14 protein-coding genes are annotated in these 15,879 nt (G+C 66.4%); 4 read left to right on the top strand and 10 right to left on the bottom strand.

All coding sequences use genetic code 11. The features are described 5' to 3' along the window. Positions 1 to 101 precede the first annotated feature (101 nt). Complete coding sequence (locus EU513_RS02155; RefSeq protein WP_129624215.1) at positions 102 to 1,127, top strand: phosphotransferase family protein; 1,026 nt, start codon at positions 102 to 104, stop codon at positions 1,125 to 1,127. 263 nt (positions 1,128 to 1,390) lie between these two features. On the opposite strand, the gene EU513_RS02150 is transcribed toward EU513_RS02155, so the two are convergent. Beyond that, complete coding sequence (locus EU513_RS02150) at positions 1,391 to 3,145, bottom strand: alpha-amylase family glycosyl hydrolase (protein ID WP_240795886.1); 1,755 nt, start codon at positions 3,143 to 3,145, stop codon at positions 1,391 to 1,393. Positions 3,146 to 3,360: 215 nt separating this feature from the next. On the opposite strand from EU513_RS02150, the gene EU513_RS02145 reads away from it, so the two are divergent. Next, positions 3,361 to 4,848 carry an amino acid permease gene (locus tag EU513_RS02145; RefSeq protein WP_129624214.1) on the top strand — a complete coding sequence of 496 codons (1,488 nt, stop codon included), beginning with the start codon at positions 3,361 to 3,363 and terminating at the stop codon, positions 4,846 to 4,848. A 115-nt stretch (positions 4,849 to 4,963) separates the two neighbouring features. Here EU513_RS02145 and EU513_RS02140 read toward each other — a convergent pair whose 3' ends face one another. Both EU513_RS02140 and EU513_RS02135 read right to left on the bottom strand, forming a co-directional pair. Further along, positions 4,964 to 7,519 carry an ABC transporter permease gene (locus EU513_RS02140; RefSeq protein WP_205744635.1) on the bottom strand — a complete coding sequence of 852 codons (2,556 nt, stop codon included), beginning with the start codon at positions 7,517 to 7,519 and terminating at the stop codon, positions 4,964 to 4,966. 1 nt (position 7,520) lies between these two features. Further along, entirely contained in the window at positions 7,521 to 8,315 is a 795-nt protein-coding gene (locus EU513_RS02135; protein ID WP_129624213.1) for an ABC transporter ATP-binding protein, read from the bottom strand. Between the two features lie 418 nt (positions 8,316 to 8,733). Between EU513_RS02135 and EU513_RS16080 the strand changes: the two genes are divergently transcribed. Both EU513_RS16080 and EU513_RS16075 read left to right on the top strand, forming a co-directional pair. Beyond that, positions 8,734 to 9,159 carry an MBL fold metallo-hydrolase gene (locus tag EU513_RS16080; protein WP_205744634.1) on the top strand — a complete coding sequence of 142 codons (426 nt, stop codon included), beginning with the start codon at positions 8,734 to 8,736 and terminating at the stop codon, positions 9,157 to 9,159. Continuing rightward, a complete protein-coding gene (locus EU513_RS16075; protein ID WP_205744633.1) occupies positions 9,135 to 9,518 on the top strand; it encodes an MBL fold metallo-hydrolase in 384 nt (127 codons plus the stop codon). The genes EU513_RS16080 and EU513_RS16075 overlap by 25 nt, the downstream gene beginning before the upstream one ends. Here the strand turns inward: EU513_RS16075 and EU513_RS15670 are convergent. Genes EU513_RS15670 through EU513_RS02100 form a run of 7 tightly spaced genes read right to left on the bottom strand, consistent with a single transcriptional unit; the run spans position 9,508 to position 15,877 of the window. Next, on the bottom strand, positions 9,508 to 9,660 hold the full coding sequence (locus EU513_RS15670) for a hypothetical protein (protein ID WP_168990100.1): 153 nt from the start codon (positions 9,658 to 9,660) through the stop codon (positions 9,508 to 9,510). The two genes, EU513_RS16075 and EU513_RS15670, sit on opposite strands and share 11 nt — an antisense overlap. Positions 9,661 to 9,693: 33 nt before the next feature. Further along, the gene (gene mnhG, locus EU513_RS02125; protein ID WP_129624212.1) at positions 9,694 to 10,068 is read right to left on the bottom strand and encodes a monovalent cation/H(+) antiporter subunit G; all 375 of its coding nucleotides are present in this window, start codon (positions 10,066 to 10,068) and stop codon (positions 9,694 to 9,696) included. Continuing rightward, entirely contained in the window at positions 10,065 to 10,388 is a 324-nt protein-coding gene (locus EU513_RS02120) for a monovalent cation/H+ antiporter complex subunit F (RefSeq protein ID WP_129624211.1), read from the bottom strand. The genes mnhG and EU513_RS02120 overlap by 4 nt, the downstream gene beginning before the upstream one ends. After that, positions 10,385 to 10,975 carry a Na+/H+ antiporter subunit E gene (locus EU513_RS02115; protein ID WP_129624210.1) on the bottom strand — a complete coding sequence of 197 codons (591 nt, stop codon included), beginning with the start codon at positions 10,973 to 10,975 and terminating at the stop codon, positions 10,385 to 10,387. Before EU513_RS02115 ends, EU513_RS02120 begins: the two co-directional genes overlap by 4 nt. Further along, the gene (locus EU513_RS02110) at positions 10,972 to 12,513 is read right to left on the bottom strand and encodes a Na+/H+ antiporter subunit D (protein WP_129624209.1); all 1,542 of its coding nucleotides are present in this window, start codon (positions 12,511 to 12,513) and stop codon (positions 10,972 to 10,974) included. Before EU513_RS02110 ends, EU513_RS02115 begins: the two co-directional genes overlap by 4 nt. Continuing rightward, positions 12,510 to 12,938, bottom strand: coding sequence for a Na(+)/H(+) antiporter subunit C (locus EU513_RS02105; protein ID WP_129624208.1), 429 nt, complete (start codon positions 12,936 to 12,938; stop codon positions 12,510 to 12,512). The genes EU513_RS02110 and EU513_RS02105 overlap by 4 nt, the downstream gene beginning before the upstream one ends. Next, positions 12,935 to 15,877: a Na+/H+ antiporter subunit A gene (locus tag EU513_RS02100; protein ID WP_129624207.1), complete on the bottom strand. Its 2,943-nt coding sequence runs from the start codon at positions 15,875 to 15,877 to the stop codon at positions 12,935 to 12,937. Before EU513_RS02100 ends, EU513_RS02105 begins: the two co-directional genes overlap by 4 nt. Positions 15,878 to 15,879: the final 2 nt, after the last annotated feature.

Below are 15,879 nucleotides of genomic sequence, written 5' to 3'. Positions count from 1 at the left end.
CGGGCATCGACGTCATCGCGCGTCCCGCAGGGTCTCGCCAGAGGGCGGCCACGTAATCTGCTGACCATCGGCGTCGGTGGCGATTTTTGAGGAGACATGCGGTGAGTGAGTACGACGAGTTGGTGCGTCCGGAGCACCTCGGGCCCGCGTTGGCCGAAGCGACCGGTGACGAGGCATGGAGTGAGTTCGAGGCCAAGCTGATCGCGGGCGGCAAGTCCAATCTCACCTTCGAACTGCGCTCCGGCGCAGGCGAACTCATCCTGCGCCGTCCACCGTCGGGCAAGCTGCTGCCGAGTGCACACGACATGGGTCGTGAGGCGCGGGTGCAGAAGGCGCTCGCCGGCACGTCGGTGCCGGTGCCCGAGATCGTGCTCGTCGACGAAGGCGAGTTGCTCGGACTGCCCTGCTATGTGATGCGCAAGGTCGACGGTCACGTGATCCGCGAAGCATTCCCCGAGGGATACGCCGACTCGGTCGACGACATGCAGCGCATCGCGGGGGCGCTGGTCGATACTCAGGCCGCGCTGCACCTGACCGACCCCGACTCTGTCGGGCTTGCTGACTTCGGCAAGGCCGAGGGGTTCATGGAGCGCCAAGTGCGTCGCTGGACCGAGCAGTGGCAGCGCTCGAAGACCATCGAGATTCCGCAGATGGACGAGCTCGGACGCCGCCTGTCCTCAGGGGCGCCTGCGCCGCAGCGGGTTTCGGTCATCCACGGTGACTTCCGGCTCGACAACTGCATGATGGATCCGAAGGACCCGCGCACCGTTGCCGCGGTCCTCGACTGGGAGCTCTCGGCGCTCGGCGACCCGCTCGCCGACCTGGCGCTGACCCTCTTCTACTGGGTCGAGGAGTCGGACGAGCCGGTCGGCATCACACCGTCCATCACCCGCACGCCGGGCTTCCCGGGACGCGACTTCGTCAAGAAGCGGTACGCCGAGCGCACCGGGCTCGACCTGTCGGATCTGGGCTTCTACGAGGCGTTCGCCGCGTTCAAGCTCGCCGGCATCGTCCAGGGCATCAACGCCCGGCAGAAGGCCGGTTCGATGGCGGGCCAGAACTTCGGCGAACTCGACCACCTCGTCAAGCACATCTCCCAGAAGGGTCTGGACACCCTCGACGCATGAGCTACGCGGCTGACCCTCGTTCGTCGCGGCGGGCAAGCAGGATGATGACTACGGTCACCAGCGCCGCGACGACCGATCTGTACCAGCGAGGCGGTCACGGACGACTTCTGGTTGCCGACGGCCTTGACGAGGTTCTCGCCGTGGACCACCTTGCTCGCTGCCGGCTTCGTCGGCGGCGTGGCTCAACCACCGCCGCTGGTTGAGCCGTGGGGGTGAGCTTGCGAACCCCCACGCGCCGAAACCGAGGCGAGATGCGCTGGGCCTCAGCCGGTGTAGCCGAACACGAGGGCCGAGTACGGGCCGATGTTGACCGTCGCTGCAGCCGGCTCGCCTTCCGCGGTCACCGATCCTGCTGCGACTGAACCGAACTCGTCGGAGTAGCTCGTGCCGTCGGTGTTCAGCAACAGTTCCCAACCACCCGCGCCCGGGAAGCTCACCGGAACGTCGGAGCGTGCCTCGCCACTGAAGTTCAGCACCACGACGACGCTGTCGTTCGGGCCGCCCTGCGCCCAGCGGTGGTAGGCGATGACGTTGGCGTCGTCGTCCGCGCTGACGATCTCGGTGTGTTGACCACGCAGTCCGGCACTGCGTCCTGTTGCGTTGCGGCGCAACGCGATCAGGTCGCGCCAGATGTCGACCACGCCGGGCACCTGCTCGGTGAGCGACCAGTCGAGCGGGACCGTGTCCTGGAACCAGCCGTCCTGCAGGAACTCCTGACCCATGAACAGCATCGGGATGCCGGGGGAGGTCAGCATCGTCGCGGCACCGAGCGTGGCCATCTTCTGGGCGAGCTCACCGGACGTGTCGTCGGGCGCGACCTCCAGTGGCACGCGCGCCTTCCCGTTTGCCACCTCGTCGTGCGACTCGGTGTAGATGACCCGCTGGAACGCGTCGTCGTTGTACTTCTGCAGGATCGCTCCTGCGAGTGCCTCCAGCGAGCGGTGTTCGTCGGTGGACGCCTTCAGCGCCTCACGCACCGGGTGCACGAACGCACCGTCCCACTGGGCGTGGAAAGCGGCGCCGGCCTCGTCCGTCGAGCTGACCGCGGGGTTCTGCTGCATGTCCTCGGCGATCAGGATGCGGTCCGGGAACTCCTGTCGCACAGCGGAGTTCACCTCCCGCATCATCGCCCAACCCTCGGGGATGTCCATGCCCGAGCCGTCCTTGCTGCGGATGTACGGCGTCATGTCGAACCGCAGACCGTCGGCGTGGAAATCGCGCAACCACATGAGGGCGTTGTCGCGGATGAACGCGCGCACCTCCGGACGTCCGTAATCGGGGCGGGTGTCGCCCCACGGCGTCGAGGACCGCTCGTCGTTGTAGAAGTAGATGCCGCCCTTGCCGTTCTCCGACCAACCGTCGAACTGCCAGGTCGGCAGGTCGCTCGGACCGAAGTGGTTGTAGACGACGTCGACGATGACCGCGAGGTCACGCTCGTGCGCGGCCTTGACGAGATTCTTCAGACCGTCGGGCCCGCCGAGCACCGATTCCACCGCGAACAGGTGGGCCGGGTTGTACCCCCAGGAGTCGTCGCCTGCCCATTCCATGACCGGCATGAGCTCGATCACGTTGACTCCCAACGACTTCAGGTAGTCCAGGCGCTCGCCGACGGACTCGAACGAGCCGCGTCCCTGCTCGGCGTTGAACGAGCCGACGTGCAATTCGTAGATGACCAGGTCGTCGATCGAGTCGAGCTTGGGGGCGTCGCTGCCCCAGTCGTACGTGCCGTGGTCGTAGACGATCCCGTTGCCGACCGAGTTGGTCACCTTGCGGGCATACGGGTCGATGCGCTGGAAGGACTGACCGCCGGCGGTGAGCTCGTACTTGTACTCCTGGCCGACCTCCGCCTTCGTCTCGGCGTACCAGTAACCGTTGCCCTCGGGCTCCATGACGGTCGCGCCGCCGTCCCAGCCGTTGAAGTCGCCGACGACGGCCACGCGTTCTGCGTGGGGAGCCCACACTCGGAAGGCGACGCCGCCTTCGAAGGGGATCGCGCCCATGCCTGCCTGCTGACCCATCGGTGTCTCCTGAACTCGACTCGAACTGCCCGGCCGGACGGCCGTGCGCCAGCGTACGTGGCGACGGACGCCGGGCGGGGTGACCGGAATGTGGGCGTTACCACTGGGTACTCCCGGCGAGTGCGAAATTTTCCCGTTCTCACTCTGGCCCAGGGGGTCAGACAGTCGTAGATTCAACTCTCGACTCGGGCAGCACCAGCAGGAAGGCTCTCGCCATGAGCATGATGCGTACGAAGACGGTCGAGCAATCGATCGCCGAGGGTGACGAACCGGAGTACCAACTCAAGAAGCGGCTCACCGCGCTCGACCTCACGGTGTTCGGCGTCGGCGTCGTCATCGGCGCAGGCATCTTCACGGTGGCCGGTAAAGCCGCCAACGAACTCGCCGGTCCGGCAGTGGTTCTTTCCTTCATCATCGCCGCGTTCTGTTGCAGCCTGGCTGCCCTCTGTTATGCGGAGTTCGCGTCGGCGATCCCGGTCTCCGGCTCGGCCTACACCTTCAGCTATGCATCACTGGGTGAGATCATCGCGTGGATCATCGGGTGGGACCTCCTGCTCGAGTTGATGCTCGGTGCAGCTGTTGTCGCGCAGGGTTGGTCGGCCTATCTCGGAGTGTTCTTCGAACAGATGGGCTGGTCGATGCCCGAGTCGATCGCGTACGGCTCGAGTTTCGACCTTCCCGCCTTTCTCCTGGTCGCGGTGCTGACGATCCTGGTCAGCGTCGGTATCAAGGAGTCGCTGCGGGTCAACCTCGCACTCGTCGCGCTGAAGGTCTTCATCGTCCTGTTCGTGATCGTCGCTGGTCTGTTCTACGTGAAGAAGGAGAATTACACGCCGTTCGTCCCCGACAGCAAGCCGGCCGAGGGCACCACGGACGTCTGGAAGCAGCCGCTGACCGAGTGGATCTTCGGCATGACACCAGCACACTTCGGTATCGCGGGCATCATGGCCGGAGCATCGTTGGTGTTCTTCGCGTTCATCGGTTTTGACGTCGTCGCGACCACCGCCGAAGAGGCCGAGAACCCCGCTCGCGACCTGCCGCGCGGCATCATCGGTTCGCTGATCATCTGCACCTTGCTCTACTGCGGCGTCGCCTTGGTGCTGACCGGCATGCAGCCCTACAACGAGATCGCACCCAGTGCGTCCCTGTCGAAGGCCTTCGAAGCGGTCGGGCAGGACGGGTTCGCGACATTGATCGCGGCCGGTGCGGTCGCCGGTCTGACCACGGTCGTCATGACATTGCTGATCGGCGCCTCGCGTGTCATCTTTGCGATGTCGCGTGACTGGCTGCTGCCGAAGAGCCTCGGCAAGACGAACCCGAAGACCGGAACCCCGCTGCGGATCACGATGGGTCTGGGCCTGGTCATCGCCCTGGTCGCCGCGCTGACCCCGGTCGGCGAACTGGAGTACATGATCAACATCGGCACGTTGAGCGCGTTCTTCCTCGTGTCGATCGCGGTCCCGGTGCTGCGTAAGAAGCGTCCCGACATGCACCGCCCGTTCAAGGTGCCGTTCAGCCCGGTGCTGCCGATCATCTCGGCGTTGATCTGTGGCTACCTCATGCTCACGCTCCCGGTCGAGACCTGGTTGCGCTTTCTCATCTGGTTGGTGCTTGGGTTCGTCATCTACTTCGTCTACGGCTATCACCGCAGCCGGCTGGCCAAGGGCTACACCGGTCCGGCGACGGAGAAGGCGAATCTCTGACGTCGACCGGAGATGTCGAACGGGCGGGCTCCTTCCAAGGAGCTCGCCCGTTCGTCTTTTTTCGTTGTCAGGGGCAGCGTTCACATTCGCGTTGGGCGGACGTCCTGCCGGTGATCTAGAGATCGACGATCGCTTCGAGCGGCTTGGTGCGGGCCGCCCGGATGGCCGGCCACAGTGCGGCCAGCACACCGGCCACTGCTGACATCGCCAAAGTGAACAGGATCGTTCCCCACGGGATGACCGCCTGGATGTCCGGGATCCACTCGCGGAAGGTGCGCACCAGGCACCAGCCGATCGCGACGCCGATGACCATGCCGAGCAGAGCACCGAAGATGGAGATCAGGATCGACTCCAGGTAGATCGTCCGGCGCACCTGCTTGCGCAACATTCCGACCGCACGAAGCATGCCGATCTCGCGCTTGCGCTCGACCACCGACAACGCGAGCGTGTTGATGATGCCGAGCACCGCGATCAGCAGCGACAGACCGAGCATCCCGTAGAGCACGGTGAGCATCTGGTCGATCTGACCCGACTGGGAGTTCGCGAACTCCTTCGGTGTCTGCACCTTGATCGTCAGGTAGTCCTTCGTCGCCTCGCCGATGCGTTCCTGCACCGGCGGGACGTCCGCGCCGTCCTCCACATTGACCAGGGTCACGAACGACGACTGCAACTGCTTGGGCACGAGGGCCGTGTACGCGTCCTGACCGATCAGGTACGGACCCGAGAGTGGACTCTCCTGGTACACACCGGTGACGGTCGCCGTCGTGCTGGTGCCGAAGACGGTCTGCAGACGCACCTTCGATCCCAGTTTCCAACCCGGCTCGGTCGCCTGCTTGTCCGAGACCAGCAGGTCGTTGCCGCCGAGATTGGAACTGCCCTGCACCATCTTGAGCTTCATCACGTTGCCCAGGTCGCCGCTGGGCGCCGTGCCGACGGCATTCTTCCCGTCGACCTTCGCCGGGACGTTACGCAGTTGCACCACGTCCTGCACGCCGTCCACCGCGGCGACGGCGGCGGCGCTCGCCGGCGGAACGCCGCGTTCGCTGCCGATGAGGATGACGTCGGCGGTGATGTCGCTCTTGACAGCTGCGTCGATCGTCGATTTGAAGGACGATCCGAGAGTGCCGATCACGGCAACCAGCATCAGCCCGAGGGTGAGCGCGAACGCTGTCGCGGCCGTCCGGCGCGGGTTGCGGACGGCGTTGGTGCGGGCCAGGTTGCCGAGCTTGCCGAACGGTCGGGCGATGACCGCACCGAGCGCGCCGATGATCGGACGTGACAGGGCGGGCGACCCCATGATGATGGCGACGATCAGCAGGACGGCGCCGAAGCCGACCGTGCCCGCCGCCTGTCCGCCCTTGCCGGTTGCGCCGATCGCGATGGCGGCGGCACCCAGGACGGCGAGCACTGCACCGATCAACGTGCGCAGCCTGAGCGATGCGGCGCCGTCGGTCTGGCTCTCACGCATCGCCTCGACCGGAGCGACCTTGGATGCTCGGCGAGCCGGCGCGTACGCACTCACCATCGTCACCAGCACGCCGACCAGCAGGCAGGCGACGAGCGCCACCGGCGAGATCGCCAACGCTCCTTCGGGCAGCCCCGAGCCGGTCAACGACAGCAACGCCTGCAACCCGGCCGCCAGACCGATGCCGATCGCGAAGCCGATCACCGACCCGGTCAGCCCGACCACGAACGCCTCGAAGAGCACCGACCGGGTGATCTGCTTGCGACCGGCACCGATCGCACGCAGCAGTGCGAGTTCCTTCACCCGCTGCGCGACGATCATCGAGAAGGTGTTGTAGATGATGAACGTGCCGACGATCAGGCCGATCGCCGCGAACGACAACAGGATGTAGTTGAAGATCTGCAGGAACTGGTTGATCGAGTCCTTCGCCTGCTTGCGCACCTCGTTGCCCGTCGTCACCTTCAGGTCCGGAAAGGCCTGTGCCACACGCTGTTTCAGCTGTTCGGGGGAGACGCCGTCGACGGCGCTGAGCGAGACGGTCGACACGTGTTCACCGTCCGTGAACAGTCGTCGGGCGCCCTCGGTGGTGAAGTCGGCTTCGGTGTACCCGCTGGCGGCCGTCGACAGCTTGGTCACGCCGACAACCGTGACGTCCATCGGCTCGCCGTTGCCGTTGGTGGCGACCACCTTGGTCCGGGAGCCGACCTTCAGCTTGCCCTTCTTGACCGCGTCCTGGTTGAGGATGATCTCGTTCGGTGCCTGCGGGGCACGTCCTTCGATGATCCGGACGCCGTTCGGGTCCAGCGCCTGGTCGTTCGGCACCCAGTTCGATCCGACGCTGGGCGCGCCGCCGGTCTGGATCGCCTTGCCGCTCGCGTCGGCGACGACGATCGTCCCCGTGTAGCCGAGCTGCACCTTGTCGACGCCGAGGCGGCGCTTCTGCGCTTGCATCCGATCGACGTCCGACTGGGGAATGCCGAGGTCGGTGCTGACCCCACCGCTCTCGTTCTTGGAGGTGACCTGGGCATCCACCCCGATCGCGACGTTGTCGAACAGGTCGTTGAACGACTTGCCGACGGTGCCGGTGAAGACCAGCGAGCCGGCCACGAACGATGTGCCGAGTACGACCGACAGGACGGTGAGCAGCAGGCGCAGCTTGTGCGCGCCGAGATTCCGCAAGGACACCTTGCGCATGGTGTTCGCCATGTCAGCGTCCCTGGGTCGGGGCGGTGCGCGGGGACGTCGGACCGGCGCCACCGTCCAGGTGCTTCATGTACTCGTAGATGTCATCGGCCGACAGGCCGCTCTGGTCGGAGACGACCTGTCCGTCGGCGAGAAAGACGACGCGTTCGGCGTAGGACGCGGCGCGCGGGTCGTGGGTGACAATCACGACGGTCTGCCCGAAGTCGTCGACCGCCGCGCGCAGGATCGAGAGCACCTCGGCGGACGACTTGGAGTCCAGGTTTCCGGTCGGTTCGTCGCCGAAGATGATTTCCGGTCGTCCGACCAGCGCCCGAGCGCATGCGACACGCTGCACCTGACCACCCGACAGTTCGCTGGGCCGGTGACCGAGTCGGTCGGTGAGACCGAGTCGCTGCGTGACGGTGTCGAACCATTCCTTGTCCACGGCGGCGCCGGCGATGTCCAGCGGAAGGGTGATGTTCTCCTTCGCGGTCAGCGTCGGCACCAGGTTGAACGACTGGAAGACGAACCCGATGCGATCGCGCCGCAGCTTGGTCATCGCGGCGTCCTTCAAGCCGCTGAGGTCGGTGTCGCCGATGAGGACGCGCCCGCTCGACGCGGTGTCGAGACCGGCCAGGCAGTGCATGAGCGTCGATTTGCCGGATCCGGATGGTCCCATGATTGCGGTGAATTGACCACGGTCGAAGGTCGCGCTGACTTCACGCAGGGCGTACACCGTGGTCTCACCCGAGCCGTAGGTCTTCGTGAGGTTCTCGGCCACCGCGGCGGCTTGACGGACGGGTGCTGCGGGGACCGTCATCGGTCAACCTTTCGATCGGCGTGGGGAGCTGACCGGGCACGTCCAGCGTGCGTCGTCCTCCCCCGAAGAGCATCTGCTGCGTCGAGCATTTCACGTGAGCCCGGTAGAGCGCATTGCGGTTTACCCGACGTTCGCTCGTCGGGCCAGCACGCACAGCAGGCGTCGTCGCGAGCATCCGCCATGCCCTGTCTCCAGCCACCGCCGGGCTGCGCACTGCTCGCTCTGCGCGATGCCTTCACCGGCTTTCCCTGCGTCTGACCTTCACCGGGGTTTGGCATCCCAGTCGCACCCTTCGGGGGGTCGCGAGGCTTCACGGTCCGTGGTCTGATGGGCAGTAGGTGAGCCGACCCCGCCAGCAGCTCGGGCCGCCGGCCTGTCAGTTCACCCATCTTCTTCAGCTAGACACCAGGAGTAAGCCATGGACGCGAGTCTGGAGTTCATCGGCACCGCCACCACGGTGCTGCGACTTGGTCCGTTCACGATCTTGACCGACCCGAACTTCCTGCACCGGGGCCAGTTCGCCTACTTGGGCAAGGGCCTGGTGAGCCGACGGCTGACCGAGCCCTCTGTTCAGCCACAAGACCTGCCGCAGCTCGACGCCATCGTGCTGTCCCACCTGCACGGGGACCACTTCGACCGCATCGCCCGGCGGGAGCTCGACCGGACCCCTACGGTCTACACCACACGTCAGGCGGCGCGCCGGCTCGAGAAGTGGGAGTTCGACGCCAAGGCCCTAGCGCCGTGGCAGTCGTCAGAGCTGGCCGCCGCCGGCGTCGGGTTGCGCATCACCTCGGTGCCGGGCAACACGCCCGCGGACCGATGCGTTTCCTGCTGCCACCGGTGATGGGCAGCGTGCTGGAGCTGGACACCGGTGCCGGCACGCCGTTGCGTACCTACATCACAGGCGACACCCTGTTCCGCCGCGACCTGGAGCGCGTCGTGGAACGGTGCGGGCCGATCGACGCGATGGTGGTCCACTTGGGTGGCACGAGGATTGCCGGGATGACCGTCACCATGGACGACCGGCAAGGAGTCAAGTTGGTGCACGCGATCCGTCCCAAGGTGACTACCCCCATCCACTTCGACGACTACAAGGTCTTCAAGTCCCCCCGCGAGGACTTCGTCGCCCGGTTCACCCGTGACGCCGCCCCGGGCGACCTGCGTCTGGTCGATCGAGGGCAGACGATCCCCCTTACATCCTGATCGGAAGGTCACCGCAACGGGGGGAGTCCAGCAGGTGGTGCGCGACGGCGTTGATCGCCGCCGCGGTCGGGACCGCGCCCAGCGCGCGCATGATCGGGATGAAGGCGCCACAGCCGACGTCGTACGTGACAGGTGTCACCATGCAGACTCAGCGGACGCCCGACTCACCGCAGGGTTACTGGTTGTCGTCGGATGTGCGTTGTGCGAAGCCGGAGTCGGCGAGGTCTTCGGCGAGTTCGTCGACGACGAGGGTGTCGGAGTCGATCAGGCCGGCGCGATAGGCGCTGCGACTGACCATCGTGCCGGCGACCGGTGCGGTGAACAGCTGCATGAAGACGATCAGCACGCAGATGCCCACGGCGTACCAGGTGCGCAGCGACAGCGCGATGCCGAGCGCGATCACGATGATGCCGAGCACCTGTGGCTTGGTGATTCCGTGCAGTTTCGACAGGAGGTCGGGGAAGCGGACGAGCGTGACCGCCGCGCCCAGGCACAGCAGCGAACCGATCAGCAGCAGAATCGCGCCGAGCAGGTCGAGGAACCCGTTCATGACGTGCTCTCCTGGTCGCTGTGGTGTGTCTGCTCGTAGCGGCGCCGGCTGACCATTCGGTCGGCCACCATGCGCGAGACGGCGACGGCACTGGTGAACCCGAGCATCGACAGCAGCAGTAACACGTTGATCTCGGTGGAGGAGTCGGAGTACGCCGCCCAGAGTCCGACGGATGCGATGACGACCGCGACCATCAGGTCGGCGGCGACGCTGCGGTCGAGTTGGCTGGGGCCGTACGCGATGCGTCCGACCGCGATCAGGGCGGATGCGAAGAGCACGACGGCTGCGATGCCGATGATGACGTGTGCAACCAAGGTCATTCCTCAACCTCCCATTCGTCGCGGCGGGTGGCTGTGGGCGGCAGCTTGACGCAGGCGGTCTCGAAGGCGTCCTGCTCCTGCTTCGTGCCGAACGCTCGAAGTACCCGCCGCTCCGTCTCGAGCACCTGGTGCCGAACATCGGCGATCGCGTGCTCCCCCTCGAGGTCGAGCACGTGCAGGTAAAGACGTCGTGGCGAACGGACGATCTCGACGACGACAGTGCCCGGAATGAGCGAGGTCAGTTCGGCGACCTGCACCTGGTAGAGGTCGTTGTCGGAGAACAACTCGGTACGCACGATGCCGGAGCGAAGATGCACCTCGCGTCCCCAGGTCAGGCGGATGATCCCGAACGACGACACGACGAGATCGCGCAGCAGATGACCGAGCAGGACGATGCAACCGACCAGGTGCGGACGCCCGGACAGGTGGATCGGCGGCAAGGGGAAGACGATCGTGATCAGCCAACCGAGCAACACGCCGCCGAGGAATGTCACCGGTGACGGAGACCCCCACAACAGCATCCACACCACGGCCATGCTGAGCGTCGCGGCGGGACGCAAGCGCATTCGGGCGCGTGCGTTGATCATGGCTGCACCTCGCCCAGGACGGCGCGGACGTAACTCTGATCGGTCAGGTTCGCCGCGGCCCGGCCGGTGTAGTCGTACAGCGGCCCGGCGAAGAAGGTCAGCGACAGGCTGAACAGCACCAGGGCACCGGTCGCACCGACCATCAGTGGCGGCATCGGACGGCGGTCGCCGGACAGGTCGTCGGCGACGGCTCCGTGCAGTTCCTCGTCGTCGTGCTTGCTGGGGGAGGTGCCCCAGAACGCACGGTTCCAGACCTTGGCCATCGCCAGCAGCGTCAGCAGGCTGGTGACGATGCCGCCGACGACGACCACCCAGGCGAGCGGGGTGCCGAGTTCGGCACCGCCCTGCATCAGGCCCAGCTTGCCGATGAAGCCGGACATCGGCGGAATACCGGCCAGGTTCATCGCGGGCAGGAAGAACAGGAACGCCAGCACCGGTGACACCTTGGCCATTCCGCCGAGGTTGTCGAGGGCGGACGACCCACCGCGGCGTTCGATCAGCCCGGTAACCAGGAACAACGTGGCCTGGATGGTGATGTGGTGCGCGGTGTAGAAGATCGTCGCGGCCAGGCCGGCGGGGTTGGCGACCGCGATGCCGAAGATCATGTAGCCCAGGTGGCTGACCAGAGTAAACGACAGCATCCGCTTGATCTCGGTCTGCGCGACCGCGCCCAGGATGCCGATGATCATCGTGAGCAAACCGGCCACCAACAACAGGTTGGTCAGGTGCTCGCCGGGGAACAGCAATGTCTGCGTTCGGATGATCGCGTACACGCCGACCTTTGTCAGCAGGCCGGCGAACACGGCCGTGACCGGTGCCGGGGCGGTGGGGTAGGAGTCCGGCAACCAGGCCGACAGCGGGAAGACGGCCGCCTTGATGCAGAAGGTGACCAGCAACAGCATGTGCAGCAACAACTGCACCGGCTCGGACAGGTCACTTAGCCGCTGGGACAGCTGCGCCATGTTGACGGTGCCGGTCGCCGCGTAGATCGAGGCGATCGAGATGAGGAACAGCGACGACGACAGCAGGCTGACGATGATGTAGGTCGTGCCGGCCCGGATGCGGTCGGCCGTGCCGCCGAGGGTGAGCAGCACATAGGACGCGAACAGCAGGATCTCGAATCCGACGAACAGGTTGAACAGGTCGCCGGCCAGGAAGGCGTTGGAGACACCGGCGATCAGCAGCAGGAAGGTCGGGTGGTAGATCGAGACCGGGATGTCGCGGCGTTGCTCGTCGTGTTCGGCGCCGGTGGAGAACACCAGGACGGCGAGGGCCACCACGGATGCGACCAGCAGCATGAGCGCGCTCAGGCGGTCTGCCACCAGCACGATGCCGAGCGGCGCCGGCCAGTCACCCATCCACAGCGCCAGGGGACCTTCCTGGTCGGTGTGCCACATGAGGATCGCGGCGACGACGATGACGCCGGAAAGGCACAGCACCGAGACGGCACGCTGCAGGCGCGGACGACGTGGGAGCGCCAGCGCCACACCGGCACCGAAGATGGTGAGCAGGACGGGGACGGGGAGCAGGTTGTTCATTCGCTCACCACGTCCTCACCGCTGTCGGAGAAGGTGGTCTCCTCGAAGGAGTCGGACGCCTCGTCCTTCTTGGCCAGTTCGCGGATGCGGGAGTCCTCGACGTCGTCCGCCGTCTCGTCGTGACCGTGCAGTTGGAAGCTGCGGTACGCCATCGCGAGCACGAACGCCGACACGGCGAGGGTGATGACGATCGCGGTGAGCACCATGGCCTGCGGCAGGGGATCGGCCGCGGTCTCGCGGGAGAACATGCCGATGATCGGTGGTGTGCCGGCGTCGCCGGCTGCGTTCAGGAACAACAGGTTCACGCCGTTCGAGCAGAGCACCACCCCGATCAGGATCCGGGACAGCGAGCGTTCGAGCAGCAGGTAGACGCCGGCCGCGACAAGGAGTCCGGCGGTGATGCTGAGGGTCAGGTTCGCGGTCATCGACGACGCTCCTGACCGGGGATCGCCTTGGTGGACGAGGCGAGCGGCATGGGGGCGATGTCCTCCTGGGCGTGGACGTCGATGCCGGAGCCGAGGCTGCGGGCGAGGTCGAGGATCATGCCGACGACGACGAGGTACACACCGATGTCGAACAGCGTCGAGGAGACCAGGTGCAGTTCACCGAACATCGGCCAGTTCGCACCCCACGGCGTCGCCCATGAGTCCGGGCCGGGGATGTTGACGTGGAGGTCGTAGCTCTCCAGCACCTTGCCGCCGAACGCGACGGGAATGATGGCGGAGCTGATCGCCGTGAACAGTCCGGCGCCCAGCAGACGCCCGGCATCGAAAGGCGCGGCCTCGTCCAACTCGTGGCGGCCGGCTGTCAGGTAACGCACCATCAGCGCCATGCCCGCGACCAGGCCGCCGGCGAACCCGCCACCGGGCAGGTTGTGACCGGCGAGCAGCAGGTACAGCGAGGTGATGATCAGCAGTCCGAACAGCAGGCGGGTGACGACCTCGAACACCAGCGAGCGCGTCTGCGGCGACAGCGTCTGCCCGGCACGCAGCCAGACGCCGGGGTTGCGGTCGTCCTTGTGGTCGTCGTCGTGGGTCTCCATCGCCTCGGACGTGCGGGTGACGGTGGCGGTGCGGGAGCGCAGGAAGATCAACGAGGCGACACCGGTGGCGGCGATGACCAGCACGGAGATCTCTCCGAAGGTGTCCCAGGCGCGCATGTCGACCAGGGCCACGTTGACGATGTTCTTGCCGTACCCGAAGTCGTAGGCTGCGTCGTACCACTCCTCGCTGACCGGTGCCGCGGTGCGTGCGCCGCCGGTGACGAGCGCGATCAGCGTGACGGTGGTGCCGACGAGCAGCGCCACCAGGACGCGCCACCAGCGGGTGGAGCTCAGCGGGCGGTTGGTGAAGTAGCGCGGCAATTTGCGGATCACCAGGACGAAGATGACCAGGCTGACGGTCTCGACGAGCACCTGGGTCAGGGCGAGGTCGGGGGCGCCGGCGATCATGAACATCAGCGCCAGGCTGTAGCCGGTGACACCGGTGAGTAGCACCGCGCGCAGGCGTCCGCGGGAGGTGGCCGCGAGGAACGCGGCCCACACCATGACGATCGCGATCGGGATCTGCGCCCAACTGTCGGCGAGGCGGACCGAGGGCCACTGCTGGATGCGCAGCATGGAGTAGGTGGCCAGCGAGACGAACACGATGAGGATCGTGCCGAGGTAGATCGACAACGAACCGCGCTGTGTGCGTGCCGTGGTCTCGACAGCGAGACGGTCGATGCCGCGCATCGAGCGGTGATACATCTCTTCTGCTGCAACGGTCTTGGGGAAGGTCGACTGGACGGCGGCGATGCGGTCGCGGGCCAGGAACAGGCCGATGCCGGCGACGACTGCGGCGACGGACATGAACAGCGGCCATCCCAGGCCGTGCCACAGGGCGAGTCCGTGGCTAGGGGTGCCGGTGCGCACGCTCTGCGCGTACGGCTCGAGGAGTTCGGTGAGCGGGGCGCCGAGGAATCCGCCGACCAGGCTGAGTGCCCCGAGGACGACGGGGACGGCGACCATGCCGACGGCGGGACGGTGCCAGTTCAGCACGGGGGCGCCGTCCTTGGGTGCGAAGGCACCCCACCACCAGCGCAGGCTGTAGGCGACGGTCAGCGCCGAACCGAAGACGAGGGCGAACGCGACGACGATCGCGGCCAGCGGGCTGACCGACGGGGGCTCACCGTTGACCAGGTAGGTGACCGACTCGAACGCGCCTTCCTTGGTGACGAACCCGATCAGCGGGGGCACACCCGCCATCGACAGGGCGGCCAGGCCGCCGAGGACGGCCAGCCACGGGGCGCGGTAGCCGACTCCGTTGAGATCCTTGAGGTTTCGGGTACCCGCGCTGTGATCGATGATGCCGACGCACATGAACAGCGTCGACTTGAACAGCGCGTGCGCGATCACCAGGGCCATGCCGGCGAGCGCCGCCGACCGCGTTCCGACGCCGACGAGAAGCACCATGAATCCGAGCTGGCTGACGGTGCCGTAGGCCAGCAGGAGTTTGAGGTCGGTCTGTCGTAGGGCTCGCCAGCCGCCGACCAGCATCGTCGCGGTGCCGAGGATCAGGACGGTCGGGCGCCAGAAGGCGACGCCGGCGAACGCCGGGGCGAGCACGGCGACCAGGTAGACGCCGGCCTTCACCATCGCGGCGGCGTGCAGGTACGCCGAGATCGGGGTCGGGGCGGCCATCGCGCCGGGTAGCCAGAAGTGGAAGGGGATCAGCGCGGACTTGCTGAGCGCTCCGACCAGCATGAGCAGGACGCCGACGGTCACCAACGCACCCGACGGAGGAGCGGCGATGATCTGGCTGAGGGAGTAGGTGCCTGCTTCGTGGCCGAGGGCGACGATGCCGATCAGCATCGCCAGACCACCGGTGGTGGTGACCAGCAGTGCGGTGTTCGCGGCGCCGCGGTTGGCCCGGCGGGTCACGTCGTGCGCGATGAGCAGGTAGGAGAAGACCGAGGTCAGCTCCCAGAAGACGTACATCAGGATCAGGTCGTCGGCGGTGACCAGACCGAGCATCGTGCCCGCGAAGATCGTCAGGATCGATCCGCTGCGGACCGGCATCTCCTTGTCGAAGTACCAGCGGCAATAGATCAGCACGCAGGCACCGATCCAGCAGACGATCAGCGCCAGGACCCACTGCACCAGCCCGATGTGCATGTCGAGGCTGACCCCGAGGCCGGGGATCCAGTCCAGGCGGACGTCGACCGTCTCGCCGGAGGTGATCCTGGGCGCGAGCGTGAGCAACCAGACGCCGGCGGCGAACGGAACCAGGGCGAGTACGAAGAATGCTCGGGACCCGAGGAACCGGGCCAGCCAAGGGGTCGATGCACCCGCCACCACGTGTGCGGCAATGAGTGCATAGAGCACGC

The sequence above is a fragment of the Yimella sp. RIT 621 genome (assembly GCF_004146205.1).
Lineage (GTDB): Bacteria > Actinomycetota > Actinomycetes > Actinomycetales > Dermatophilaceae > Yimella > Yimella lutea.
The sequence above is the reverse complement of the archived record's forward strand: the minus strand, read 5'-3'. Positions and strand labels throughout refer to the sequence as shown.

Coding starts and splice junctions, on each gene's coding strand:
- EU513_RS16075 (WP_205744633.1), top strand. CDS start 9,135: ATGCGTTTCCTGCTGCCACCGGTGATGGGCAGCGTGCTGGAGCTGGAC.
- EU513_RS02135 (WP_129624213.1), bottom strand. CDS start 8,315: ATGACGGTCCCCGCAGCACCCGTCCGTCAAGCCGCCGCGGTGGCCGAG.
- EU513_RS16080 (WP_205744634.1), top strand. CDS start 8,734: ATGGACGCGAGTCTGGAGTTCATCGGCACCGCCACCACGGTGCTGCGA.
- EU513_RS02140 (WP_205744635.1), bottom strand. CDS start 7,519: ATGGCGAACACCATGCGCAAGGTGTCCTTGCGGAATCTCGGCGCGCAC.
- EU513_RS15670 (WP_168990100.1), bottom strand. CDS start 9,660: ATGGTGACACCTGTCACGTACGACGTCGGCTGTGGCGCCTTCATCCCG.
- EU513_RS02110 (WP_129624209.1), bottom strand. CDS start 12,513: ATGAACAACCTGCTCCCCGTCCCCGTCCTGCTCACCATCTTCGGTGCC.
- EU513_RS02150 (WP_240795886.1), bottom strand. CDS start 3,145: ATGGGTCAGCAGGCAGGCATGGGCGCGATCCCCTTCGAAGGCGGCGTC.
- EU513_RS02115 (WP_129624210.1), bottom strand. CDS start 10,975: ATGATCAACGCACGCGCCCGAATGCGCTTGCGTCCCGCCGCGACGCTC.
- EU513_RS02105 (WP_129624208.1), bottom strand. CDS start 12,938: ATGACCGCGAACCTGACCCTCAGCATCACCGCCGGACTCCTTGTCGCG.
- EU513_RS02120 (WP_129624211.1), bottom strand. CDS start 10,388: ATGACCTTGGTTGCACACGTCATCATCGGCATCGCAGCCGTCGTGCTC.
- EU513_RS02145 (WP_129624214.1), top strand. CDS start 3,361: ATGAGCATGATGCGTACGAAGACGGTCGAGCAATCGATCGCCGAGGGT.
- mnhG (WP_129624212.1), bottom strand. CDS start 10,068: ATGAACGGGTTCCTCGACCTGCTCGGCGCGATTCTGCTGCTGATCGGT.